Origin of the sequence: Streptomyces sp. NPDC096040, from assembly GCF_040303265.1 — a bacterium.
Taxonomy (GTDB): Bacteria; Actinomycetota; Actinomycetes; order Streptomycetales; family Streptomycetaceae; genus Streptomyces.
Genome location: NZ_JBEOTA010000001.1, coordinates 47209 through 72146, shown reverse-complemented (window position 1 = coordinate 72146; position 24938 = coordinate 47209). Strand labels below are relative to the sequence as shown.

Genomic DNA, 24938 nt, shown 5'->3' with positions numbered 1-24938 from the left:
ACCGTACCCCCGGCGGCCCGCCCCCGCACGGCGACGACGCTGCGGGATTGACAAACGGCGTTGCCGAAACTGCAATGCCCGCCATGACCACGGACGGCGTTCTCTCGGGTGTGGGCCCCGGCTGTGCCGGATCCGCAAGGAGCGGGGGAGGTGACCCCGGCCCCTGGCCTTGCGCCGAGCAGGCGAGGTTTGCGCTCACCAAGGACTCACGGTTCTCCGTTTCTTTCAGATCATCTGATCGCCGGCCTGGCCGGCGTCGACTGACGTGCGGTGGGCGCGGACAGAGCCGTCGCCGCCGGACCTGTTCTCGCCCGGTGATCTCGCTTGAGCGGGGGATCCGCACGTTCCGGGGCCGGGCACCTCAGGCGCTCCGCGGCCGCCGGGTCGTCTTCTTCGCCGTGGCCTTCTTCGCCGGCTGCTTCTTCGCGGCCGCCTTCTTCTTCGGCATCTCGTGCACGTCTGCCTCCCCGGTCGTCTCGCCGCGGGAGGCCTTCGCCTGCTGCACGGACTCGTTCAGCGCGGCCATCAGGTCGAGCACCTTGGCCGGCTTCTGCGGCTCCGGCGCCTCCGGAAGCGGCTTGTGCTCCCGCTTCGCCTCGATGATCTCCTCCAGCGCCTCGGTGTACGTGTCCCGGAACTCGGGCCCTTCGAGGTCGTCGCGGGTCAGGGTGTCCATCAGGGCGAGCGCCCCGCGCACCTCGTCCTCGTCGACCTCCACGGACGGCGGGGTGATCTCGTCGGGGCTGCGGATCTCGTCCGGCCACAACAGCTGATGCAGAACGATCACGTCGTCCCGCACCCGGAGCATGCCGAGCCGCTCACGGCCGGACCAGGCGAACTTGACGATGCCCACCCGCGACGAGCGCCCCAGGGCCTCGACCAGCAACCGGTACGGCTTGGCCGCGACCGCCCCTTTCGGCTGGAGGTAGTGACCGGCACTGATGTAAAGGGGGTCGATGGACTCCAGCGACACGAAGCCCTCGATCTCGATCGCCTTCGCGGTCGGCAGCGGCAGGTTCCGCAGCTCCTCGTCGGTGATCGGGATGACCTGGTCCTTGGTCACCTCGTAGCCCTTGCCGATCTCCTCGGTGGAGACCTCACGCTCCTCGATCTCGCAGTACTTCCGCACCCGCACCCGGCCCATGTCCGCCAAGTGGTACTGGTGGAAGCGCACGCTGTGATCCTCCGTGGCACCGACCACGTTGCAGGGAACGGTCACCAGGCCGAAAGAGATGGCACCTGACCAGATGGTTCGGGGCATGGCAGACCTCCGCAGCAGGCCCCGAGCAGCATCAGTTGTGGGGTCTCGGAACTCGCTTCACAATCCCGGGCCCGACTGCACATCGGCCGCACATGTGAAGCGCTGATGAGACTCGCTGTCCAGCCTGCTCAATCTTTTGGATGACAGCAACCGGTACCTCACCTCCACCGTGACTGTCAGTCTCCCTTCTATCCGTTGCGCGAAACGGCATTTCGTGACCTCTCACAGAGACCCGTACCGTCCGATTCATGGAGTGGAATTTTCAGACGGCCGAAGAACTCGCGGCTGCCTTACGTGCCGGTGAAGTGACCTCGGCGGAACTGACCGACGAGGCGATCGCCCGTATCGAGCGGGACGACAAGGCGATCAACGCGATCTGTGTGCCGGACTTCGACCGTGCACGGGCCGCCGCGCGCGGTGCCGACCAGGCGCGGGCCCGCGGTGAGGACCGGCCGCTGCTCGGCATCCCGGTGACGGTCAAGGAGTCCTACAACATCGCCGGGCTGCCCACGACCTGGGGCATGCCGCAACACCGCGACTATGTGCCGACCGAGGACGCGGTACAGGTTTCGCGGCTCAGGGCCGCCGGCGCGGTGGTGCTCGGCAAGACCAATGTGCCCCTGGGGCTGCAAGACATCCAGAGCTTCAACGAGATCTACGGCACCACCAACAACCCGTGGGACCACGGCCGCACGCCGGGCGGATCCTCCGGAGGGTCAGCGGCGGCCCTGGCGTGCGGATTCGGCGCGCTGTCCATCGGCTCCGACCTCGCCGGTTCGTTGCGCACCCCCGCGCATTTCTGTGGTGTCTACGCACACAAGCCGACACTCGGGCTGGCGGCCAACCGCGGTATGGTCCCGCCGTCCGCACCGGCCTTGCCGGTCGACCTCGACCTCGCCGTCGTCGGTCCGATGGCGCGCACCGCCCGCGACCTCACGCTCCTGCTCGACGTCATGGCCGGACCGGATCCGTTGACGCTCGGCGTGGCGCACCACTTGAGGTTGCCGCCCGCGCGCCACGAACGGCTCCGCGACTTCCGGGTCTTGATCCTCGACGAACATCCGCTCATTCCGACCGGGTCGGCGGTGCGGGCGGGCGTGAACCGAGTCGCCGACGCGCTTGTCGACGGCGGCGCCCACGTCGAACGGCACAGTCCGCTGCTCCCCGATCTGACCGAGGCCGGGACGCTCTACAGCCAGTTGCTGGTTTCGGGCTCCGTCGCACGTTTTCCCGTCGAACCGTACGATGGGCTGCGGAGCCGCGCCGCCGGACTGAGCGCGGACGACCGGAGTCTCGACGCGGCACGGCTGCGCGCCATGGTGTTCAGCCACCGCGACTGGCTCCAAGCGAACAACCGCCGCGAACTGCACCGCCACGGCTGGGGGCAACTGTTCGCCGAGTTCGATGCCGTGGTGTGCCCGATCACGCCCACTCCCGCGTTCCCGCACGACCACGACCCCAATCCGATGGAGCGCCGGATCGACATCGACGGCGACGAGTACCCGTACTTCGACCAGCTCGTCTGGGCCGGTCTGGCCACCATGCCCGGCCTGCCGGCCACCGCCATACCAGCGGGGCGGTCCCCCGAGGGTCTGCCGGTGGGAGTGCAGCTCATCGGTCCGATGTTCGAGGACCGCACCCCGCTGCGGCTGGCCGAACTGCTCGAGGAGCGGATCGGCGGCTTCCAGGCACCGAATTAGGGCGCACGACCAAGCGGATCGCGGAGTCCCGCGAGGACGGCGTGCACGCGCTCAGGCACTTCGACGGCATGTACCGGGCGGCCCGTGGAGGTCATGACGGCCCGCGCGGGTAACGGCACCCCCCACCAGCCGGAAAACCGCTGGTGGGGCCTATTCGGTCCCATCCCTGGCTTAGTTCAACTAGAACTGGTATCAGTTCTGAAACATCGTCAGGAAGGGTGGCGGGGCGCCATGACCGAGTTCCTGGAACATGGGCAGCTTTTCATCGGCGGGGAGTTGACCGACCCTCTGGGCAAAGACGTCATCGAGGTGGTCTCGCCGCATACCGAGGAGGTCTTCGGGCGGGTGCCGCATGCCTCGCGCGAGGATGTGGACCGCGCGGTCGGGGTCGCGCGGCGGGCCTTCGACGAGGGCCCCTGGCCGCGTATGAGCCTTGACGAGCGGGTCGAGGTCGTCACGCGGATCAAGGACGCGATCGCCGTACGGCATGAGGAGATCGCCCGGGTGATCTCCTCCGAGAACGGTTCGCCGTACTCGTGGAGCGTTCTCGCGCAGGCGCTCGGCGCGATGATGGTGTGGGACGCGGCGATCAGGGTGGCACGCGACTTCACGTACGAGGAGACGCGCGACGGGGTGCTGGGGAAGATCCTGGTGCGGCGGGAGCCGGTCGGGGTCGTGGCGGCCGTGGTGCCGTGGAACGTGCCGCAGTTCGTCGCCGCGGCCAAGCTCGCCCCCGCGCTGCTCACCGGCTGCACGGTGGTGCTCAAACCGTCCCCGGAGTCGCCGCTGGACGCGTACATCCTGGGGGAGATCACCAAAGAGGCCGGGCTGCCGGACGGCGTCCTGTCCATCCTCCCGGCGGACCGCGAGGTGAGTGAGTACCTGGTCTCGCATCCGGGTGTCGACAAGGTCTCCTTCACCGGTTCGGTCGCGGCCGGCAAGCGGGTGATGGAGGTCGCCGCACGGAACCTCACCCGCGTCACCCTGGAACTCGGCGGCAAGTCGGCGGCGGTCGTGCTGCCGGACGCGGACGTGGCCGCCTCCGTCGCCGGGATCGTCCCCGCGGCCTGGATGAACAACGGCCAGGCGTGCGTCGCCCAGACCCGCATCCTCGTCCCGCGCTCCCGCTACGACGAGTTCGCCGACGCCTTCGCGGCCGCCGCGAGCGCCCTGAAGGTCGGCGACCCGCTCGACCCGGCCACCCAGGTGGGCCCCCTCGTCGCCCGCCGCCAGCAGCAACGGAATCTGGACTACATCCGGATCGGGCAGGAGGAGGGCGCGAAGATCCTCACGGGCGGCGGCCGTCCGGCGGGTCTGGACAAGGGCTGGTACGTCGAACCGACCCTCTTCGGCGACGTCGACAACTCCATGCGGATAGCCAGGGAGGAGATCTTCGGTCCGGTGATCTGCCTTCTCCCCTACGGCGACGAGTCCGAGGCCCTGAAGATCGCGAACGACTCGGACTACGGGCTGAGCGGAAGCGTGTGGACGGCGGACGTGGAGCACGGCATCGAGGTCGCGCGGCAGGTCCGTACGGGCACCTACTCCGTCAACACCTTCAGCCTCGACATGCTCGGGCCGTTCGGCGGCTACAAGAACTCCGGTCTGGGGCGGGAGTTCGGGCCCGAGGGCTACAGCGAGTTCCTCGAACACAAGATGATCCACCTCCCGGCCGGCTGGGAGGCGTGAGAGATGGGGGTTCCTCCCGCGCGAGCGTATTCGAGCGTGGGGGCGGGTGACCGCTGGCATGTCGAGGTCGACCGTTCGATCTGCATCGGCTCGGCGCAGTGCGTCAACCGCGCCACCGGCGCCTTCCGTCTCGACTCCGCCATGCAGTCCCACCCCGTGGACCCGGAGACGGACGCCAACGGCAGGATCCTCGACGCGGCGGAGAACTGCCCGGTGGAGGCGATCACGATCACCTTGCTGGGCAGTGGGGAACCCGTCTTCCCGCCCGAGGACTAGCCGGCGCCCGAGGACTGGCTCCCACCCGAGGACCCGAGGACCAGGACAGGGCCTAGCGAGGCTGGAGAGCGGCGAACAACCCCCTGGCGCGGGTGCCGTCCGGCTGCTGCCAGGCTCCGGTGACATGCCCGGCCGCGTCGGCGGGCGGCAGCGACCCGGGGGTCAGTACGCGCCGCAGCCGCAGCACCAGGCCCTCGTCCGCTACGGCGAACTCGGTGCTCTCGTCGGTGTCGACGGGGGCACCGAGGCCGGGGAGCGGGCCCGTTCCGGCGTACCCACGGGCGACCTCCCGGTCCGGGGTGTCGGTGATGCTCTGCGCCTGCGCCGCGGCACGCCCCTCGATCAGGGCCCCCAACCCGGCCGTCAGCACCGGGTCGTGGCAGCCGTCGTAGGCCCAGCGGGTACCGAGCACACCGTGCTCCATGGTGCCGACGAGCGCGTGCTCGGCGCCGTCCAGCGGGGTGCCGCGATAGGTGAGCGGTACGAGGTACGCGTCCGAGCCCTCGGCGACGACCATGAACTCGATCCCGACCTCGCCCTCCGGGTCGTCGAGCCGGAACCCGCCGGCCTTCACCAACTCCGGTGCTGCGGGCCCCCGGTACCAGGGGCGGGTGGGGAGCCAGGCGGCGACGAGTTCCACCTTGGTGGGCTTGAGGGTGGTGTTGTGGATGAGTGCCATGAGGGGATTCTCCAATCTCGCGCGGGGGCCTCGCCAGAGGCTTTTCGCCCCGGCGGCCGATCCGGTGACTTGGCGCCGGCCTCCGAGCTGCCGACCCTGGAGGTGACGGTGAACGTCGGCGAGGCCGCCGGCCTGGATGCGCTGATCGCCCTCTTCGTCGAGCACGACTTCGGCGCGGAGCCCGCGAGCAGCCTGCAGATGCTCTGCTCCTGCTGCAGCGAGGGCACCCACGAACAGGCGCGCAAGGTCCACGCCGGGGCCCAGCGGGTGTCCCTGGCGGCTCCGGAGACGGAGGCCCGGCGGCTGCTGGAGCGGTGGGCGGGGGAGACCGCGATCGGGCGGAGCTGGAGCGGGCTGGGGACGGTGGGGTAGGGGACCGGGGCCCGGGGCCCCTGTGGGTCCAGAGGGCGGCAGACGGTCCGAGCGGCCCGCAAATGCCGCATATCAGAAAAAGCCGAAAAAATCCACCATTGGGGTGTTGTCTTCCGCTCCGCGCGTTCTATCCTGGAATCAGCCTACGAGGCGAGTGAGGGAGTCCGAGCGGAGTAGCCGACTCAGGCGTGACGCAGATGCAGAAGCATCCGCCAGTGCCGACGTCGACGGTCGGGCTGAGAGGTCGAAAGGCAGTAGCGAGGCCGGACGACGACCCCTACCACCTGATCCGGGCAATACCGGCGAAGGGAACCCGTCTCGTAGGTCTTCGCATGCCCACACCTGCTCGATGGGGCTCGCTCATTGCCGCTCGCCCGGCTCCGTCAGATCGATCAGTCGGCACACCGTCTCGATGTCGATCTTCACCTGGGCGATGGAGGCACGGCCCGAGAGCCAGGTGATCAGGGCCGAGTGCCAGGTGTGCTCGATGACGCGGACGGCGGAGAGCTGGGCGGGGGTCGGGTCGGTCAGGCCCATCGCGTCCAGGATGATCGCCGTCGTCTGGCGGGAGACCTGGTCCACCTCGGCGGAGACGCTGCGGTCGGCGAAGGTGAGGGCGCGGACCATCGCGTCGGCCAGGTGCGGCTCGCGCTGCAGGGCCCGGAAGGCCCGCATCAGGGTCTCCGCGACCCGCTCGGACGCCGTCTCGCCCGCCGGGGGCTTCTTGCGCAGCGTGCCGTGCATGTGCTCCAGCTGGTCCTGCATGGTCGCGACCAGCAGATGGACCTTGGACGGGAAGTAGCGGTAGAGGGTGCCCAGGGCCACCTGGGAGGACTCGGCCACCTCACGCATCTGCACCGCGTCGAAACCGCCCCGGCTGGCCAGCTGGGCGCTCGCGTGCAGGATCCGGCGGCGCCGGGCCTCCTGCCGCTCGGTGAGCGGCGGGGTGGCCGATCTGGCGCCGATGTCCACCTTGGCTTCCGCAGGCATGGGTCCCGTCCGTGACATTCGGTGAGGGCAGGCTCGGGGCGAGTGATCAGACAGCATGGCAGGGGTCGCGTCGTGGCGCGAATCACCTGATCCACTGCTCACTCCGCCCCTACCTGCCGGTAGATTCAGAGCCTCTTGAACGATCAAGTCTGAAACTTGTTCTAGATTAGCGTCCCGGCGTAACCTCGCGGGAAAGTGCAGGGAGAAGGGGGCCCAGAGTGACCGCTGAGGCCAGGCGGGCGGGTGCCGACCAGGAACCCGCCGCCGACGGCGAGCGACCGCTCGACATCGCGCTCCTCACCTATAAAGGGAACCCGTTCTGCGGCGGCCAGGGCGTCTATGTACGGCACCTCTCCCGCGAGCTGGCCCGGCTCGGTCACCGTGTCGAGGTGATCGGCTCACAGCCGTACCCCGTCCTCGACGAGGGCTACTCCCGGCTCAGCCTCACCGAGCTGCCGAGCCTCGATCTGTACCGCTCCCCGGACCCCTTCCGGACGCCCGGGCGTGACGAGTACCGGGACTGGGTCGACGCGCTCGAAGTGGCCACCATGTGGACCGGCGGCTTTCCCGAACCGCTGACCTTCTCGCTCCGCGCCCGCCGCCATCTGCGCGCCCGCGCCGGGGAGTTCGACGTCGTCCATGACAACCAGACGCTGGGATACGGCCTGTTGGGGGACATCGGCGCGCCCCTCGTCACCACCATCCACCACCCCATCACCGTCGACCGGCAGTTGGAGCTGGACGCGGCCGAGGGATGGAAGCGGCGCTTCTCCGTTCGGCGCTGGTACGCCTTCACCCGGATGCAGAAGCGGGTCGCCCGCCGGCTGCCCTCCGTGCTCACCGTCTCCGGCACCTCCCGCCAGGAGATCGTCGACCATCTCGGCGTACGCGAGGACCGCGTCCATGTGGTCCACATCGGCGCCGACACCGACCTCTTCGCGCCGAGTCCCGCCGTACCGCAGGTGCCCGGCCGGATCGTCACCACCTCCAGCGCGGACGTCCCCCTGAAGGGGCTGGTCTTCCTCGTCGAGGCCCTCGCCAAGGTACGGACCGAGCACCCCGCCGCCCACCTCGTCGTCGTCGGCAAGCGGCCCGCCGAGGGGCCCGTCGCGCAGGCCATGGCGCGGTACGGCGTCAGCGGCGCCGTCGAGTTCGTGAAGGGCATCTCCGACGCCGAACTCGTCGACCTGGTCCGTTCCGCCGAGGTCGCCTGCGTACCGTCGCTCTACGAGGGCTTCTCGCTGCCCGCCGCCGAGGCGATGGCGACCGGCACCCCGCTGCTCGCGACGACGGGCGGCGCGATTCCCGAGGTCGCCGGACGGGACGGCGAGACCTGCCTGGCCGTGCCGCCGGGCGACGCCGACGCGCTGGCCGCCGGCCTGAGCCGACTCCTGGGCGACCCCGAGCTGCGGCTACGGCTCGGCCGGGCCGGCCGAGAGCGCGTACTACGGCACTTCACCTGGGCCCGCGCCGCGGAGGGCACGGTGACCCGGTACCGCGAGGCGATCGCCACCTCCACGAGCCGACCGGAGCCCCGCCCCACGACCACGGCACCCGGCCGCTCCAAGACCGTCGCGGCCGACCGTTCCACGGCCACGAGGGCCGATGGTTCCGCGACAGCGGCAGCTGCTCGTCCCGCGACCTCGGCCGTCGATCGCCCCGCGACCCCGTGTCCCGGCCGCTCCGCCGACTCCGAGGTCGTGTCACCAGACTTTGTCTCTTCAGAGGTTGTCAATTCCGAAGGCAGGGCCACGTGCTGACCGTCGACTTCTCCCGGTTCCCGCTCGCCCCGGGCGATCGCGTACTGGACCTCGGCTGCGGGGCCGGCCGCCACGCCTTCGAGTGCTACCGGCGTGGCGCCCAGGTCGTGGCCCTGGACCAGAACGGTGAGGAGATCCGCGAGGTCGCCAAGTGGTTCGCGGCGATGGAGGAGGCCGGTGAGGCCCCGGCCGGGGCGACCGCCACCGCCATGGAGGGCGACGCGCTGGCCCTTCCCTTCCCCGACGAGTCCTTCGACGTCGTCATCATCTCCGAGGTCATGGAGCACATCCCCGACGACAAGGGCGTGCTCGCCGAGATGGTGCGCGTACTAAGGCCCGGTGGGCGGATAGCCGTCACCGTGCCGCGCTACGGCCCCGAGAAGGTCTGCTGGACCCTCTCCGACGCCTATCACGAGGTCGAGGGCGGGCACATCCGCATCTACAAGGCCGACGAGCTGATCGGGAAGATCAGGGAAGCCGGTCTGCGGCCGTACGGCACGCATCACGCGCACGCGCTGCACTCGCCGTACTGGTGGCTGAAGTGCGCGTTCGGCGTCGACAACGACAAGGCGCTGCCGGTACGGGCGTACCACAAGCTGCTCGTCTGGGACATCATGAAGAAGCCGCTGGCCACGCGCGTCGCCGAGCAGGCGCTGAACCCGGTCATGGGCAAGAGCTTCGTCGTCTACGCCACCAAGCCGCACCTGCCCCGGACCGGGGACGACACGATCATCGAGGTGGCCGTCAAGTGACCACCCCCCGGACAGAACACCTCGTCCTGCCCGGGGTCCTCACCGCCGAGCAGGCCGCCGCGACCGTCCGCGGCATCCTCGCCGTACAGCGGGAGGACGGTGCGATCCCGTGGTTCCGGGGTCACCACCTCGACCCCTGGGACCACACCGAGGCCGCGATGGCGCTGGACGCGGCCGGGGAGCACACCGCCGCCGAGCGGGCCTACAACTGGCTCGCCGAGCACCAGAACGAGGACGGCTCCTGGTACGCGGCCTACGCCGACGGCACGCACGACGACGTCACCGACCGCGCCCGCGAGTCCAACTTCGTCGCCTACATAGCCGTAGGCGTCTGGCACCACTACCTCTCCACCGGCGACGACACCTTCCTCGACCGGATGTGGCCCGCCGTGTACGCGGCCGTCGAGTGGGTGCTGCGGTTGCAGCAGCCGGGCGGCGAGATCGGCTGGCGGCGCGAGGACGACGGAACGGCCACCGACGACGCGCTGCTGACCGGGAGTTCGTCGATCCACCACGCGCTGCGCTGCGCGCTCGCCATCGCCGAGCAGCGGGAAGAGCCGCAACCCGACTGGGAGTTGGCGGTGGGTGCGCTGCGCCATGCGATACGACGCCACCCGGAGCGGTTCCTCGACAAGGACCGCTACTCGATGGACTGGTACTACCCGGTGCTGGGCGGGGCGTTGACGGGTGCGGAGGCGGGTGCGCGGATCGAGAAGGACTGGGAGCGGTTCGTCGTGCCCGGGTTCGGGGTGCGGTGTGTCGTACCCAACCCGTGGGTGACGGGCGGGGAGTCGGCCGAACTCGCCCTCGCGCTGTGGGCGGTGGGGGAGTCCGACCGGGCGTTGGAGGTCCTTCAGTCCATCCAGCATCTGCGGGACGCGGAGTCGGGGCTGTACTGGACCGGTTACGTCTTCGAGGACGACGCGATCTGGCCGCGGGAGCTGACCACGTGGACGGCGGGGTCGCTGCTGCTGGCGGTGGCCGCGCTGGGTGGGCATGACGCCACCTGTGCGGTGTTCGGTGGAGAGCAGCTTCCTTCTGGGCTTGAGGTGGACTGCTGCGCCTGAAGGGACCCTGCCGGTTAGCGCCCCGTCCGGGGCGCTAACCGGCAGGTGTTCTCAGTGGCGGTGCATCCGGTTGGCGATCGCGTGGCCGATGAACAGGTAGACGACGGCCGCCAGGCCGTACCCTGCCACCACCCTCGCCCACGCGTCGTTGAAGGTGAACAGGTCGTGTGACCAGCCGGCCAGCCAGCTGGCCGCGTTGTGGACGAACTGGACCAGGCTGTTCGCCCGGTTCGCGTCCAGCAGGTACATCAGTATCCAGAGGCCCAGTATGAGGGCCATGATGTCGGCGACGACCGCGACGACCGTGCCGGCCTGATTGGCACCATGACGGGATTCAGGGGACATACCCTGCGGGTTGCCGCCGATCGGTCCTTGAAACCTGAACGGGGTTCCCCCGAGTGGCGCAGCGCCGCCATCTGGGTGACGCTGCCGGAGGAAGCACCCGCTCGGGGAGGACATCGAGACACACGGGAGGACCCCGTGCCCGTACCGATACGGCGCCTTGTCGTCGCGCTGACCCTCTGCTGCGCACTCGTCGCCGGTGTGACCGCATGCAGCAGCACTCAGAGCAAGTCCACCGACACCGGCAGGGCCGCGGTGCCCGTGGCCGACACGCCCAGTCCGAGTACGTCCGCCGAACGGCAGAAGTTCGCGAAGACGCGGTTCGTCACCAACGCGTCCCTCGCGGCCGGTGCCACCTACCAGTGGATCGTGAAGCCCTGGAAGGCCGGCAAGTTCAAGAAGGGCGCCCACGGCCGCACCTTCGCCCTGACCAAGGCCGGTCTCGCGGGCACCTTCGCCTACAACCGGCTCCAGGCCGCCAAACGGAACGCCCAGGGCGACCCGCTGCTGTCCAAGGCCGTCGCGCCCCTCTCGTCCGGCATCGACGCGCTCAAGGACCTGCCGTCCAAGCTCCGCAAGGGCGACGGCAACGCGGCCGCTTCGTTCAACGACGTCATCAACAACGTGAAGGACGCGGGGAAGAGCGCAGGGGCCCCGGTCACCAACCAGGTGCCCACGACGTCTCAACTCACCCACTGAGAGACGTGGTTCGGGTTCGGCGCCGGAGTGTCTGAGTGCCGTTCGCCCGGTGTCCGGCTCGCCCGGCCGGAGCCCGGCCGAAGACCCCGGCGCCGATTTCCCTGCCGCGCCCCGCTCGGCCTCGGCTCCCGCGGCATGGCCACCGGTATCGGGCTCAAGGGCCGGCTCGGACTCGGCGGCGGGGGAGCGACCCAGGGCATGACCCGGGAACGCGTAACCGCCGGGCCCGGGGAGTGACCCTGGACCCGTTCGCCGTCTTCTGCTGACGATCTAGGAGTTGAGCTCCGCGAGCACCCGCAGGGTATGCGGGTCGGGCGCCAGCGCCAGCAGATCGGTCACCGGGCCCTTGCGCCACAACTCCAGCCGCTCGGCGATGCGTGCGCGCGGGCCGACCAGCGAGATCTCGTCGGCGAACGCGTCCGGCACGGCTTCGACCGCCTCCTGGCGGCGGCCCTCCAGGAACAGCCGCCGAATCCGCCGCGCCTCCTCCTCGTACCCCATGCGTGCCATGAGATCGGCGTGGAAGTTGCGGGCCGCGTGCCCCATCCCGCCGATGTAGAAGCCGAGCATGGCCTTCACGGGCAGCAGCCCGGCGGCGACGTCGTCGCAGACCCTCACCTGGGCCATGGGCGCGACCAGGAAGCCCTCCGGCAGCTCGGCCACCGCGGGCCCGTACACCTCGGGCCGGCTCGGCGCCCAGTACAGCGGCAGCCACCCGTCGGCGATCCGGACCGTCTGGGCGACGTTCTTCGGCCCCTCGGCCCCGAGCAGGATCGGCAGATCGGGCCGGAGGGGGTGGGTGATCGGCTTCAGCGGCTTGCCGAGCCCGGTGGCGTCAGAGCCGCGATACGGATGGGAGTGGAAGCGCCCCTCTGCCTCCACCGGCCCCTCCCGCCGGAGCACCTGCCGTACGACGTCCACGTACTCCCTGGTCGCCGTCAGCGGTGACTTCGGGAACGGGCGGCCGTACCAGCCCTCCACGACCTGTGGCCCGGACAGGCCGAGCCCCAGCATCACGCGGCCCCCCGACAGATGGTCCAGGGTCAGCGCGTGCATCGCGGTGGTGGTCGGCGAACGGGCCGCCATCTGGGCAACGGCCGTACCCAACCTGATCGTTGACGTCTGCGCGGCGATCCAGGTGAGCGGCGTGAAGGCGTCCGAGCCCCAGGACTCCGCCGTCCACACCGAGTGGTACCCGAGCCGCTCCGCCTCCTGCGCCAGCGGCACATGGTCCGGAGAGGGCCCGCGCCCCCAGTATCCGAGTGCCAACCCGAGCCGCATGCAGGCCTCCTGACGAAGCGTCAGACAATCGAGTGGACGGACGACTCTACGACAACGGCCCCTCACCCGAAAGGGCAAGGGGCCGTACGCGGTCTTCGATGGTTCGGCTCAGCCGCGCTGGATCCCAGAGGTGTCCTGCAGCACGCCACGGCGGCCGTCCTGCGTCTGCGCGACCAGGACGGGGCCGCGCTGCTCGACCGCCAAGTACCAGGTGCCGGGGGCCAGTTCGGCGATCGGCGCGGCCGAGCCGTCCTCCGCGAACAGCGGCCGCGCCACCGGGACGGCGAACCAGAACGGCGAGAAGTCGGGAGCGGCGGCGGCCGGCGGCTGCTGTGCGGCGGCCGGGGGCTGCTGCTGACCGAACGGCTGACCGGGCTGCGGCTGGGCACCGTACGGCTGCTGCGGGGCGGCGGCACCGGGGTAGCCGTAGCCACCGGCGGGCTGGGCGCCGTAGGGCTGGGGGGCCTGGGGCTTGGGGGCCGGTACCAGGGCCGCCTGGAGGGCCGGGGCCAGCGGGGTGGCGATCGCGGCCGCGGCCAGCACCAGGGCTGCGATCAGACCGAGGATCAGACCGGAACCGGCGCCGATGTCGAGGCTGTTGAAGTTGTCGAACGCGCCCAGCGGGTCGATGGTCGACCAGAACGCGGTCCACACGGCGAACACGGTGAGACCGACGCCGATCTGGCCCAGGTCGAGTCCGACGAACTTCAGCGGCTGCGGCAACGCGCGGGCGAGGACGATCAGGACCGCGCCGGCGACACCGCCGACGTACATGCTCATCACCAGGCCGAGATTGTCCCAGGCGTTCGGGGAACCGGCCTTGTCGAACGTGTCGAGGAACGACGCGATCAACAGCAACACCGCTGCTCCGATCACCACGCCGTCGCCTCTAGTGAGGGAGCGGATATTCACTTCAGGTCCTTCGTAGGTCGTCTCGTCGGCGGAGGAGGCGTCGCGGGGATGTGCCCCTCATCGTAGGAATCGATCGTAGGAATCGTAGGAGGGACACTATCGTTCGAACGATCAGGGTGTCCGCCCGGATCCGGCCGCCGGTGCCTACCCGCCCAGGAAACTCACGATTCCCTCAGAGATTCCCTGCGCCGCCTTCTGTCGCCAGGCCCCGCTCGTCAGCAGTGCCGCGTCCTTGCTATCGCGCATGTTGCCGCACTCGATGAACACCTTGGGAACCGTTGACAGATTGAGACCGCCGAGATCCTTACGTACGTCGAGACCGGTGCCGTTGCCGACGTAGTTTGACGGAGAACTGCCCGTCACCTTCGCGAAGTCGCTCTCGACGCGCTCACCGAGGGTGCGCGAGGGGCCGACGATCGGGCGGGTGTCCGCGCCGCCGGAGTGCACGGCAGCCGGGAGGATCACATGGAAGCCGCGGTCGCCCTCGGGTGCCCCGTCGGCGTGGATGGAGATGGCCGCGTCCGCGTGCGCGTCGTTCCCGATCTGCGCGCGCTGGGTCACACACGGCCCCCACGCGGGCCGGTCCCCGTCATGGGTCAGCCTCACGGTGGCCCCCTGCCGCTCCAGCAGGGTCCGCAGCCGATGCGCGACGTCGAGCGTGAACCGGGCTTCCGTGTAACCGGCGTTGGTGGAGGTCCCCGTCGTGTCGCACTCCTTCCAGTTCGTCCCGATATCTACCTGTTGGTTGATCTCGGACGCGTGCTGGAAGTTCCCCGGGTTGTGCCCCGGGTCGATGACGACGACCTTGCCCTTGAGGGAGGGGGCCGCACTGGGGCTCGGCGCCTTGGCGTCATCACTGGGTGACACGGGCGACGCGGGCGCCGACCTGGACGTCCCCGCGCCCACCTGCCCTCCACCACTCCCACCGGGCTTCCCCACCCCCTCGTACACCACCCACCCGAGCAGCGCACCGGGCACGAGTGCGGCGAGAGCGACGGTCATGGGCGCCCGCCGGGAGCGCCGCTGTTGCGGGGAATCGAATTCCGGGCCTGTGTACGACACGTCAGCGACTCTAACCGCGCGCTCAGATCCCCGCCCCCGTACGCCGCAGGACGCGCAGCGAGTCCTGGGCCGCGATCTCCGTGAACGCGCCCGAATCCAGGGCGCGGAGGTAGACGCGGTAAGGGGCCTGGCCGGTGAACTCGTCCTTCGGGTCCGGGAAGACGTCGTGGATCAGGAGGAGCCCGCCTTGGGCCACATGGGGGGCCCAGCCCTCGTAGTCGGCGGTGGCGTGCTCGTCGGTGTGGCCGCCGTCGATGAAGACGAATCCGAGGGGCGAGTTCCAGAACGCGGCGACCTGCGGGGAACGGCCGACGACGGCGACGACATGGTCTTCGAGCCCGGCCCGGTGCAGCGTCCGCCGGAAGGTGGGCAGCGTGTCCATCAACCCGAGCTCCGGGTCGACCGTCTCCGGGTCGTGGTAGTCCCAGCCCGGCTGCTGCTCCTCACTGCCCCGGTGATGGTCGACGGTGACAGCGGTGACACCGGTGGTGCGGGCCGCGTCGGCGAGGAGGAGGGTGGAGCGGCCGCAGTACGTCCCGACCTCGAGGAGGGGGAGACCCAGGGTTCCGGCTTCGACGGCGGCCGCGTGGAGCGCCAGCCCCTCGTGCAGGGGCATGAACCCCTTGGCCGCCTCGAACGCGGCGAGGATCTCGGGCTTGGGTGCGGCCGAGGCCATGGGGGTCCTTTCGGTCGTACGACATTCCGGCCGCCCATGCTGCCGCACCCCCTGCCGGAGCCCGGACAGGGGGTGCGAATGAAAATGCCCTCGTTTGAAAATGCCCTCGTTTGAAAGGGGCGCGGGGCTGTGTCAATGGCGGCTAGGCCCGCGGGGGCGCGACCAGCCCCCACGCACCCGCAGCCGACAACGGACCCGCTACGCCGACACCGTCTCCCCAGGCAACGAAAGGTCCAGGTCAACCGCCCGCTCGTCCCCCGCATGCGACGCCGAAGAAGCCAACGGCCCGTGCCCCACCGCCTTCGCGGCCAGCACATACGCCCCCTCGGCCGGCACCGCCAAGGCGTACGTACCGTCGTCACCGGAGAGCGTGGCGCCCGCCTGCCGCCCCCGCCGGTCGATCAGCGTGACCTTGGCGCGGGCCACCGGAACACCCGCGGCGTCGAGCACGCGTCCGCGGAAGCCCCGCAGTACTTCCTCGGCATTGGCCAGCGCAGCGTCCTCGTCGCTGCTCGCCCGCAGCCGCGTGTGCTGGGCGGCCTCCGCCGCCGGCAGGCTCCGCTTCGGCAGCAGCAGGGCGAGGACCAGGCCCACGGCCACCGCACCCGTCGCGATCAGGAAGGAGACCCGGAAGCCGTGCATGGTCGGGATGGCGACGCCGCCCACGTTGTTCGCCGTGTTGGCCAGCACCATGCCGATGACGGCGCTGGACACGGACGTACCGATGGACCGCATCAGGGTGTTGAGACCGTTCGCCGCGCCCGTCTCGGACGCCGGGACCGCGCCGACGATCAGGGCCGGGAGGGAGGAGTACGCGAGGCCGATGCCCGCGCCCAGGATCACCGCGATGACCAGGCTCTGCCAGGCCGCGCTCATCAGGCCCAGCCCGCCGCCGTAGCCGATGCCGATGATCAGCATGCCGAGGATCAGGGTGGTCCTGGGGCCGTACTTGGCGGACAGTCGGGCGTAGACGGGGGCCGTGAACATCATTGTCAGGCCCAGCGGGGCGACCAGCAGACCGGCGGTGACCATCGACTGGCCGAGGCCGTAGCCGGTGGCCTTCGGGAGCTGGAGCAGCTGGGGCAGGACCAGCGAGACGACGTAGAAGCTGACACCGACCATGATCGAGGCGAGGTTGGTGAAGAGCACCGCCGGGCGGGCCGTGGTGCGCAGGTCGACCAGGGGGGCCTTGACCCGCAGCTCCATCACGCCCCACAGGAGGAGGACGACGGCGGAGGCGGCGAAGAGGCCCAGCGTGGTGCCGGAGGTCCAGCCCCAGTCGCTTCCCTTGGTGATCGGGAGGAGGAAGAGGACCAGGCCCACGGAGAGACCGATCGCGCCCAGGACGTCGAACGTGCCCTCGGCGCGTGCCGGGGACTCCGGTACGGCGAGGAGGGTGAGGACGATGGCTATGACACCCAGGCCGGCGGCGCCGTAGAACAGGGCGTGCCAGTCGGCGTGCTGCGCGACCAGGGCCGCGGCGGGCAGCGCGAGACCGCCGCCGACACCGATGGAGGAGCTCATCAGGGCCATCGCCGAGGCGAGCTTCTCGCGCGGCAGCATGTCGCGCATCAGGCCGATGCCCAGCGGGATCGCGCCCATGGCGAAGCCCTGGAGGGTACGGCCCGCGATCATCGTGAGCAGCTCGCTGGTGAGTGCGCTGATCAGCGCGCCCACCACCATCACGGAGAGGCTGAATATCAGCATCCGCCGCTTGCCGTACAGGTCGCCGAGGCGGCCCATGATCGGAGTGGCCACGGCGCCGGACAGGAGCGTCGAGGTCAGGACCCAGGTGGCGTTGCTGGGTTCGGTGCCCAGCAGCTGCGGCAGGTCCTTGATAACCGGAACGAGCAGGGTCTGCATCACCGCGACCACGATGCCCGCGAAGGCGAGGACCGGGACCACGGCCCCGCTCGCGCCCCGGGCGGGCTGGTCGGCCGTCGTGTGCGTCATTGAGTGAGGCCTCCGGGCCAAGAGAGTGACGGGAAGTGAGGGAGCCGCATCGGATAAGTGCCGGGTAAACCTCGTATGCACAGGCAACTATTCCGTTGCTTCGAGCTTCTAATGAATCCTTGACCGCCCCATGGGTTTCTGATCTACCGTCAGACCCTGGTCAATTTATGGAACGTGTTCTAATCTCACGCGCCATGAGTGCCGCGATGAGTGCCGTGAGGGCTACGAGGGCGTATGTCGCCGGGGTCGGAATGACCAGGTTCGAGAAGCCCGAGACGCGTGACTGGCAGTACTGGGACATGGTCCGGGAGGCGGGCGGCTCCGCCCTCGCCGACGCGGGGATCTCGTACGGCGATGTGGAACAGGTTCCTGTCGGCTACTGCTTCCAGCCCTCCACCGCCGGCCAGCGCGCAGCCTATGAGCTGGGTCTTACCGGCGTCCCCGTCTACAACGTCAACAACAACTGCGCCACCGGCGCAACCACCCTGATGCTGGCCCGGCAGCTCGTCGAGGGCGGGGCGGCCGACTGCGTACTCGCCCTCGGCTTCGAGAAGATGAAGAAGGGCGCGCTCGGCGGCGGAGCCGACGGAAACGACTTCTCGACCTCACCCGTCGCCCGGCACTACGGCGTCATGGCGGCCCGGCACGGCTTCGAGACGACCCCGCCCACCGCGCAGATCTTCGGCGACGCCGCCCGCGAGCACATGGAGCGGTACGGCACCACCGAGGCGCAACTCGCCGCCGTGGCCGCCAAGAACCACCGGCACTCCGCGCACAACCCGTACGCCCAGTTCCAGGACGTGTATGACGTCGCCGGCATCCTCGCCGCGCGCACCGTCCACCGCCCGCTCACCAAACTCCAGTGCTCGCCCACCTCCGACGGCGCGGCGGCGGCCGTGGTCGTCTCGGAACGGTTCGCCGAACGGCGTGGGCTCACCGGTCTCGTCGAGATCGTCGCGCAGGCGATGACGACGGACACCGAGGAGTCCTTCGCGTCGGGCTCGTGCATCGACGTCGTCGGCCGGCCGATGTCACGGGCGGCGGCCCGCCAGGTGTACGACCGCTCCGGCCTCGGCATCGAGGACGTCGACGTCATGGAACTGCACGACTGTTTCTCGATCAACGAGCTGCTGACGTACGAGGCTCTCGGCATGTGCCCGGTGGGCGAGTCGGGGAAGCTGGTCGAGTCCGGGGCGACGACGTACGGCGGACGCTGGGTGGTCAACCCCTCCGGTGGGCTCATCTCCAAGGGGCACCCGCTGGGCGCGACCGGCCTCGCGCAGACCGCCGAACTGGTCTGGCAGCTGCGGGGGACGGCAGGAGAGCGGCAGGTGGCGGGGGCGCGGGTGGGGCTCGCGCACAACATCGGGCTGGGCGGGGCGGCGGTGGTGACCCTGCTGCGCAGGGCGGTGTGACGGCGGAGCCGGTGACGTGGGCCGCACGACCGAGGACCGGGTGGGCCGAAAAGCCGATCCAAGGACCGTAACCGGCTTGAGAGCATGACAGTCAGGCCTGAAGCCGCGGACACCCCACGAGCATCCCGCCGTACCGCGCCTCCACCTGGCTGGTGGTGGCGCTGGCGTGCGCGGGGCAGTTCTTGGTCGTGCTCGACGTGTCCGTGGTGAACGTGGCGCTGCCGTCGATGCGCGCGGACCTGGGGCTGAGCCCGTCCGGCCTGCTGGGGGTACCCCCTCTGGGGGGCGGTGGTGAACGCGTACGCCATCGCCTTCGCCGGGTTCATGCTGCTCGGCGGGCGCGCCGGTGACCTGTACGGCCGTAAGCGGATGTTCCCCGATCGAGGCGGGCCTCGCCCTGCTGCCCAGCTCGGTCGCGGTGCTCGTCGGCTCCAAGCCGGCGCCCCGGCTGATGCGCCGGGCGGGAGATCGGAGGGTGGCGGTGACTGGCACGCTGGTCGCGGTGACCGGGTTCGGCCGGCAGTCGACGATGGGCCCGCACGGGGCCTATACGACGGCGATCATGTTCCCCGGGATCCTGATGATGCTCGGCGCGGGCCTGGCCGCGACCCCGCTGGCCGCGCTGGCCACGTCCGGGGCGGCGCCGACGGAGGCCGGGCTGCTCTCGGGACTCATCAACACCTCGCGCACGATGGGCGGTTCGCTGGGGCTCGCGGTGATGTCGACGATCGCGGCGGCCAGGACCGGCACGGGTGGCGGGGCCGCGGCCCTGACCGAGGGGTAGGCGCTGGCCTTCCGTACCAGTACCGGCCTGCTGCTGGCCGGGGCGGTGCTGATGCTGCTGTGGCCTGCCGGGAGGAATTTCGCCGACTCCTGCTGGATGAGGCAACGGTCCGGGCGGCTCGCGGACTCCTCTTTACATCTAGGAGGTGCCCATGGGGGAACGGGAGAACGCTCGGAACGAGGAGTTCCAGAGCTTCATGATCGGCCGCTGGCCGCGGCTGATGCGTACGGCATTTCTCCTCACGGGGGAGCAGCACGCCGCTGAGGACCTGGTGCAGTCGACGCTCGAACAGGTCTTCGTGGCCTGGCGGAAGGTCGGCTCGGCCGATGATCCGGAGGCGTATGTACGGCGCGTGATGATCAACGCGCACGCACGCAGGCACAGAAGGAAACTCAAGGAGTTCCTCGCGCCCAGGGACGACTCGGGCCTGGTGCGCGAGGTGCCCGACACAGGGGACCGGATCGCCCAGGCCGACGACCGCAGCGCCCTGCTCAAGGCACTCGCCCAACTGCCGCCGCGGCAGCGGGAGGCGGTGGTGCTGCGCTACTGGGAGGACCTGACGGAGACCCAGGCGGCGGAGGCGATGGGCTGCTCGGTCGGCACGGTCAAGAGCAACGCGGCCAAGGGGATCGCGAAACTCCGTGCCATACGGGGACTGGCCGAGATGGTGACGCAGGGAGGGCGTGGCTGATGAACGCGAACCGGGAGAACCACGGCATGACACAGACGGAGACGGACATCGCCCTCCTCCTCGCGGTCGCGGCGGACGAGGTCGAGATCGGCATAGCCCCGGTGGAGGCGGTGATGCGCGGCGGCCGACGGCGCCGGGCCCGGCGCTGGGCGATGGCGACGGCCACGGCGGTGGCGGTACTGGCGGGATCGACGGGGGCGACACTGGCGGTGACCGGGCTGCCGGGCGACGGACACGGGGACCGGCGGACGAACGTGGCGAAGCCGCCGGCGTCGGCGGAGGCACGGCATGTGTACGACCCTCAGGGGACCGAGCTGTCTCGGGGGACCTACCAGGGCAAGGAGTGGAGCGTCGCTGTCCAGGTGTGGGGAGCACCGCGCAACGAGACCGAGGCGAACCGGCAGTTCGACGTCATGGCCGAACTGGGCCTGAAGCCGGCCGGGGTCCGCAAGCCTGCCGATCTGATCGGCAAGATCTCCTACTTCGCGACCCGGGGCTGGGGCGAGGAGCACTTCCAGCAGGTCATGTTCAACACCGTCCGCACGCTGGAGTCCTACTCCGGCACGGACATGGAGGCCATCGCCACCCGATTCTCGTCCGCCTCCGGGAGTTCGGGGCGGCTGGTGATCGGTGCGGTCGCCAAGACGGCTCAGGAGGTCACCTGCCGTTGGAAGGACGGCACGACCAGCGTGGCCCACCCCGCCGTGGGCTTCTCGGCGCACGACGACGGAAACGTGATCCGCGCGGTCGACGGCTTCCCGACGGCGAACTGGTTCGTCTGCGTGGCCCCGCAGGGCACGGTCTACAAGTCGGCGGAGGTGACGAGGTAACTGAGCGGGCCTAGCCGCCGGGCGCTCACAGCCACCCCTGCTGCCGCGCCTCCCGCACCGCCTCCGCGCGGTTGCGGGTGCCGGTCTTGCCGATCGCTGCGGAGAGGTAGTTGCGGACCGTCGACTCCGACAGATGCAGCTTCGCCGCGATGTCGGCGACGGTCGCGCCGTCCACCGACGCCTTCAGCACATCGCACTCGCGGGCGGTGAGCGGATTCGGCCCGGCGCTGAGCGCGGCCGCGGCGAGCGCCGGGTCGACCACGGTCTCCCCGGTGAGCACCCGCCGGACCGCCCGGGCCAGGTCCTCGACCGGACCGTCCTTGACGAGGAAGCCGGCCGCCCCGGCCTCCATGGCCCGGCGCAGATAGCCGGGCCGCCCGAAGGTGGTCAGGATCAGCACCCGGCAGTCGGGCGCCTGCTCGTGCAGCTCCGCCGCCGCGTCCAGGCCGCTGCGGCCCGGCAGTTCGATGTCGAGGAGGGCCACGTCGGGCCGGTGGGTCAGCGCCGCGTCCACGATCGCGTCGCCCGTCGCGACCTGGGCGACGACCTCGATGTCCGGCTCCATCCCGAGCAGTAAGGCGAGGGCCCCGCGCATCATGCCCTGGTCCTCGGCGAGCAGCACCCTGATGGACTTGGCGGGCCGGTGGTCCCGGGGCATCTCGTTCGCAGGCTCGTACACAGCCCAAGCCTAGCCCCGGGTCCGGCCATTAAAGAGTGGTCCTTTTCCGCGTCGCAGGTCTTGACGCCGGATGACCGTGCTCAAACAATCACCTCTGCAATTCCCTGAATTCCCGCTGAATGGTCGGTATTTCGACCGCGGAATAGGTTCGGTATTTCGGTCGAACGACGTTCGGTATACCGGCCAAGAACCCGCACCGCCCTACGAGGAACCGAAGAAGAGGTGCACCGTGTTCTCAGTGTCCCTACGAGCCATGCGCTCCTGTCCGCCCCGAGTGAAGAGAGCCGCGCTGTCCGTGCTCGCGGCCTTCGTGACCGTCGCCGCGCTCGTCGTCGGGGCCGGCACCCCGCAGGCCGCCGCCGCGAGTTCGCTGCCCTGTGACGTCTACGCCACCGCCGGCACGCCGTGCGTCGCCGCGCACAGCATGGTCCGGGCGCTGTACTCGTCGTACAGCGGATCCCTCTACCAGGTGCAGCGTGCCTCCGACAGCGCCACGGCGAACATCGGTCTGCTGTCCACCGGCGGATACGCCAACGCGGCCGCGCAGGACTCCTTCTGCGCCGGTACGACCTGCATCATCACCAAGATCTACGACCAGTCCAGCAAGCACAACGACCTCACCGTCGAGGGCGCGGGCGGGGCCGGCGCGGCCGACGTCGGGGCGCCGGCGGACGCGCTGCCGGTGACCGTCGGCGGGCACCAGGTCTATGGCCTGGAGATCTCGGCAGGCATGGGCTACCGGGACAACTCCACCTCCGGTGTCGCCACCAACGGTGCCGCCGAGGGGATGTACATGGTCACCTCCGGCACCCATGTCAACGGCGCCTGCTGCTTCGACTACGGCAACGCCGAGACCAACAACAAGGACACCGGCAACGGCCACATGGACGCCATCAACTTCGGCACCGAGTGCTGGTTCGCGCCCTGCTACGGCTCGGGCCCCTGGGTGCAGGCGGACCTGGAGAACGGCCTGTTCCAGTCCAACCTCGGTTACAGCACAAACTCCTCCAACACGGGCACGGGAGCGACACCTTTCGTCACCGCGCTGCTGAAGAACAACGGGCAGAACCATTTCGCACTGAAATGGGGGAACGCACAATCCGGCGGTCTCACCACCACGTATTCCGGCGGTGAGCCCACCACCAGCGGTTACTCGCCCATGCACCAGGAGGGCGCGATCGTCCTCGGCACCGGCGGTGACAACAGCAACGGCTCCATCGGCTCGTTCTTCGAGGGCGTGATGACCTCGGGCATACCGACCGATGCCGCCGACGACGCCGTCCAGTCCAACATCGTCTCCGTCGGCTACGGCGGTGCGACCGGCTCCACCGGCACGCTCAACCCCGCCTCGGAGATCTCCCTGAAGGCCACGACGTCCTGCTGCACCACCGACTATGTCCGTCACCAGGCCAACGCGGCCGTGCTCTCCGCCATCACCTCCGGCAGCTCCGCCCTGGACAAGAGCGACGCCACCTGGATCGTCCGCCGAGGACTGGCCAGTAGCTCCTGTGTCTCCTTCGAGTCGAGGAACTACCCGGGCGACTATCTGCGGCACTACAACTTCAAGCTCCTGAGGCAGCCGATGGACGGCACCGCCACGTTCAGAGCCGACGCCACGTTCTGCCCGGAGACCGGCAAGAGCGGCACGGGCACCTCGTTCGCCTCGTACAACTACCCGACGCGATATCTGCGCCACTACAACTACAACGTGTACATAGCGAGCGACGGCGGCTCCAACGCCTGGGACAGCGCCACGTCCTGGGCCGACGACGTGAGCTGGGTCGTCAGCTCGCCCTGGGCGCCGTAGTCGCCGCCACCACAGTGGTCAGCAACTCCTCGGACTCGGTGGGGAGTTCCGCGGTGACGGTGAAGCCGCCGCGTGGCGACGGGCCGGCCCTGAGAGAGCCGCCCGCCGCCGCGAGGCGCTCGGTCAGCCCCTTCAGACCGGTGCCGCCGACGCCCTCCCGGCGGGGCTCGGCGGCGCTCGCGCCGGTGCCGTCGTCGGTGACCGTCAACCGGACCTGCTCGGCACCGCTGCCGACGGTGATCTCGCAGCGGGTGGCGTCGCTGTGCCGGACCACGTTGGTGACCGCCTCGCGCACCACCCAGCCCAGCAGCGTCTCGGTCTGCGGGGCGAGCGGCGTCCCGCTCTGCCGGACCACCGGCTCGACGCCCGCCGCCGTGAGGGCCGAGCGGGCCCGGTCGAGTTCGGTCGCGAGGCTGCCCTCGCGGTAGCCGGTGACCGCCTCGCGGATCTCGGTGAGTGCCTGCCTGCCGACCGACTCGATGTCGGAGATCTGGGAGAGGGCCGCGTCCATATTGCGGGGGGCGAGGCGCCGGGCCGCCTCCGACTTGACGACGATCACCGAGAGGGTGTGGCCGAGCAGGTCGTGCAGATCCCGGGAGAAGCGCAGCCGCTCCTTCTCGACCGCTTGCCGGGCCAGCTCCTCGCGGGCGGCGCGCAGCTCCCGTACTGCCTCGGAGAGGGAGAGGATCGCCGCGGTCACCATGGTGGACAGGAAGGTGCCGTAGGCGACGTTGATCGCGTCCCAGCCCGCCCGGAACACGGAGACCGCTGCCGCGAGGGCGGTCAGCGAGAAGCCGACCCGGCCGAGACGCGGGCCGCGCAGGCAGGCCCCGGTGGCGAGGCCGAGCAGCGGGAAGAAGTACAGCCAGCTGCCGCCGTAGCCGGCGGCGAGACCGCAGGTGATCAGGCACATGGCGCCGAGCGCCACCCGCGTCGACACCGCCTCGCGCTTCTCCCTCACGAAGGAGCGGAACACGACGTAGATGTAGAGGGAGTTGAAGGCGAACAGGCCCAGGCCGCCGATCCAGGGGTTGGGGGTCTTGCCCTGGAGGAGGTTGGAGAAGGAACCCAGCCCCATCAGCAGCCACGGCAGCAGGGAGAAGCCGGTCGGCGGCGGACCCGGGTGCTCGGGCCACTCGCCCTTGCGGCGCGCCTCCTTCTGCGCGGCCCTGAACTCCGCCATGTCGGCCGTCCACCCGGCCCGCGCCGCCCGCCGTCGGCGTATCCGGCAGGTGATCCCTCGCATCCAGGACATCTCTCT

General features: G+C 70.1%; 23 protein-coding genes and 1 pseudogene. 13 read left to right on the top strand and 11 right to left on the bottom strand.

All coding sequences use genetic code 11. The features are described 5' to 3' along the window. Positions 1-361: 361 nt before the first annotated feature. Positions 362-1261, bottom strand: coding sequence for a non-homologous end joining protein Ku (gene ku, locus ABTY98_RS00350; protein ID WP_352218607.1), 900 nt, complete (start codon positions 1259-1261; stop codon positions 362-364). A 248-nt stretch (positions 1262-1509) separates the two neighbouring features. Here ku and ABTY98_RS00345 point away from each other — a divergent pair, with 248 nt between their 5' ends. From ABTY98_RS00345 to ABTY98_RS00335, 3 genes are all read left to right on the top strand, one after another. Next, positions 1510-2961, top strand: coding sequence for an amidase (locus ABTY98_RS00345; RefSeq protein ID WP_352218606.1), 1452 nt, complete (start codon positions 1510-1512; stop codon positions 2959-2961). 231 nt (positions 2962-3192) lie between these two features. Further along, the gene (locus tag ABTY98_RS00340) at positions 3193-4650 is read left to right on the top strand and encodes an aldehyde dehydrogenase (RefSeq protein WP_352218605.1); all 1458 of its coding nucleotides are present in this window, start codon (positions 3193-3195) and stop codon (positions 4648-4650) included. A 3-nt stretch (positions 4651-4653) separates the two neighbouring features. Continuing rightward, positions 4654-4926, top strand: a complete 273-nt coding sequence (locus ABTY98_RS00335) for a ferredoxin (protein WP_352218604.1) — start codon at positions 4654-4656, stop codon at positions 4924-4926. A 52-nt stretch (positions 4927-4978) separates the two neighbouring features. On the opposite strand, the gene ABTY98_RS00330 is transcribed toward ABTY98_RS00335, so the two are convergent. Further along, entirely contained in the window at positions 4979-5605 is a 627-nt protein-coding gene (locus tag ABTY98_RS00330; protein WP_352218603.1) for a maltokinase N-terminal cap-like domain-containing protein, read from the bottom strand. 69 nt (positions 5606-5674) lie between these two features. On the opposite strand from ABTY98_RS00330, the gene ABTY98_RS00325 reads away from it, so the two are divergent. Then, positions 5675-5977 carry a hypothetical protein gene (locus tag ABTY98_RS00325; RefSeq protein ID WP_352218602.1) on the top strand — a complete coding sequence of 101 codons (303 nt, stop codon included), beginning with the start codon at positions 5675-5677 and terminating at the stop codon, positions 5975-5977. A 360-nt stretch (positions 5978-6337) separates the two neighbouring features. Here the strand turns inward: ABTY98_RS00325 and ABTY98_RS00320 are convergent, their stop codons facing one another. Continuing rightward, complete coding sequence (locus ABTY98_RS00320) at positions 6338-6967, bottom strand: TetR family transcriptional regulator (protein ID WP_352218601.1); 630 nt, start codon at positions 6965-6967, stop codon at positions 6338-6340. A 218-nt stretch (positions 6968-7185) separates the two neighbouring features. On the opposite strand from ABTY98_RS00320, the gene ABTY98_RS00315 reads away from it, so the two are divergent. The 3 genes from ABTY98_RS00315 to ABTY98_RS00305 are packed head-to-tail and all read left to right on the top strand — an operon-like array spanning position 7186 to position 10546. Then, entirely contained in the window at positions 7186-8727 is a 1542-nt protein-coding gene (locus ABTY98_RS00315; RefSeq protein WP_352218600.1) for a glycosyltransferase family 4 protein, read from the top strand. Further along, on the top strand, positions 8721-9479 hold the full coding sequence (locus ABTY98_RS00310) for a class I SAM-dependent methyltransferase (RefSeq protein ID WP_352218599.1): 759 nt from the start codon (positions 8721-8723) through the stop codon (positions 9477-9479). Before ABTY98_RS00315 ends, ABTY98_RS00310 begins: the two co-directional genes overlap by 7 nt. Then, the gene (locus tag ABTY98_RS00305) at positions 9476-10546 is read left to right on the top strand and encodes a prenyltransferase/squalene oxidase repeat-containing protein (RefSeq protein ID WP_352218598.1); all 1071 of its coding nucleotides are present in this window, start codon (positions 9476-9478) and stop codon (positions 10544-10546) included. The genes ABTY98_RS00310 and ABTY98_RS00305 overlap by 4 nt, the downstream gene beginning before the upstream one ends. A gap of 51 nt (positions 10547-10597) precedes the next feature. On the opposite strand, the gene ABTY98_RS00300 is transcribed toward ABTY98_RS00305, so the two are convergent. Then, complete coding sequence (locus ABTY98_RS00300) at positions 10598-10891, bottom strand: hypothetical protein (protein WP_352218597.1); 294 nt, start codon at positions 10889-10891, stop codon at positions 10598-10600. Positions 10892-11026: 135 nt separating this feature from the next. On the opposite strand from ABTY98_RS00300, the gene ABTY98_RS00295 reads away from it, so the two are divergent. Then, positions 11027-11587, top strand: coding sequence for a hypothetical protein (locus ABTY98_RS00295; protein WP_352218596.1), 561 nt, complete (start codon positions 11027-11029; stop codon positions 11585-11587). Positions 11588-11857: 270 nt separating this feature from the next. Here the strand turns inward: ABTY98_RS00295 and ABTY98_RS00290 are convergent, their stop codons facing one another. From ABTY98_RS00290 to ABTY98_RS00270, 5 genes are all read right to left on the bottom strand, one after another. Continuing rightward, positions 11858-12868: an LLM class F420-dependent oxidoreductase gene (locus ABTY98_RS00290; protein WP_352218595.1), complete on the bottom strand. Its 1011-nt coding sequence runs from the start codon at positions 12866-12868 to the stop codon at positions 11858-11860. A 108-nt stretch (positions 12869-12976) separates the two neighbouring features. After that, entirely contained in the window at positions 12977-13780 is an 804-nt protein-coding gene (locus tag ABTY98_RS00285; protein ID WP_352218594.1) for a hypothetical protein, read from the bottom strand. A gap of 144 nt (positions 13781-13924) precedes the next feature. Continuing rightward, a complete protein-coding gene (locus ABTY98_RS00280) occupies positions 13925-14842 on the bottom strand; it encodes an N-acetylmuramoyl-L-alanine amidase (protein ID WP_352218593.1) in 918 nt (305 codons plus the stop codon). A 22-nt stretch (positions 14843-14864) separates the two neighbouring features. Continuing rightward, positions 14865-15518 carry a class I SAM-dependent methyltransferase gene (locus tag ABTY98_RS00275; protein ID WP_352218592.1) on the bottom strand — a complete coding sequence of 218 codons (654 nt, stop codon included), beginning with the start codon at positions 15516-15518 and terminating at the stop codon, positions 14865-14867. Between the two features lie 198 nt (positions 15519-15716). Then, positions 15717-17471 (bottom strand): MFS transporter, encoded by a 1755-nt coding sequence (locus tag ABTY98_RS00270; protein WP_352218591.1) that lies wholly within the window; start codon positions 17469-17471, stop codon positions 15717-15719. Positions 17472-17638: 167 nt separating this feature from the next. Between ABTY98_RS00270 and ABTY98_RS00265 the strand changes: the two genes are divergently transcribed. The 4 genes and pseudogenes from ABTY98_RS00265 to ABTY98_RS00250 all read left to right on the top strand — a co-directional run bounded on the left by ABTY98_RS00265 (position 17639) and on the right by ABTY98_RS00250 (position 21191). Beyond that, complete coding sequence (locus tag ABTY98_RS00265) at positions 17639-18886, top strand: lipid-transfer protein (protein WP_502994099.1); 1248 nt, start codon at positions 17639-17641, stop codon at positions 18884-18886. A gap of 84 nt (positions 18887-18970) precedes the next feature. Beyond that, a pseudogene (locus tag ABTY98_RS00260) lies at positions 18971-19934 on the top strand (MFS transporter). Further along, a complete protein-coding gene (locus tag ABTY98_RS00255; RefSeq protein WP_352218590.1) occupies positions 19822-20361 on the top strand; it encodes a SigE family RNA polymerase sigma factor in 540 nt (179 codons plus the stop codon). The pseudogene ABTY98_RS00260 and the gene ABTY98_RS00255 overlap by 113 nt, the downstream one beginning before the upstream one ends. After that, positions 20361-21191 (top strand): hypothetical protein, encoded by an 831-nt coding sequence (locus ABTY98_RS00250; RefSeq protein ID WP_352218589.1) that lies wholly within the window; start codon positions 20361-20363, stop codon positions 21189-21191. The genes ABTY98_RS00255 and ABTY98_RS00250 overlap by 1 nt, the downstream gene beginning before the upstream one ends. A gap of 25 nt (positions 21192-21216) precedes the next feature. Here ABTY98_RS00250 and ABTY98_RS00245 read toward each other — a convergent pair whose 3' ends face one another. After that, the gene (locus ABTY98_RS00245; protein ID WP_352218878.1) at positions 21217-21849 is read right to left on the bottom strand and encodes a response regulator; all 633 of its coding nucleotides are present in this window, start codon (positions 21847-21849) and stop codon (positions 21217-21219) included. A gap of 274 nt (positions 21850-22123) precedes the next feature. Between ABTY98_RS00245 and ABTY98_RS00240 the strand changes: the two genes are divergently transcribed. Beyond that, the gene (locus ABTY98_RS00240) at positions 22124-23677 is read left to right on the top strand and encodes an alpha-L-arabinofuranosidase B (protein WP_352218877.1); all 1554 of its coding nucleotides are present in this window, start codon (positions 22124-22126) and stop codon (positions 23675-23677) included. Here ABTY98_RS00240 and ABTY98_RS00235 read toward each other — a convergent pair. Then, positions 23655-24932: a sensor histidine kinase gene (locus tag ABTY98_RS00235; protein ID WP_352218588.1), complete on the bottom strand. Its 1278-nt coding sequence runs from the start codon at positions 24930-24932 to the stop codon at positions 23655-23657. The two genes, ABTY98_RS00240 and ABTY98_RS00235, sit on opposite strands and share 23 nt — an antisense overlap. Between the last annotated feature and the right edge of the window lie 6 nt (positions 24933-24938).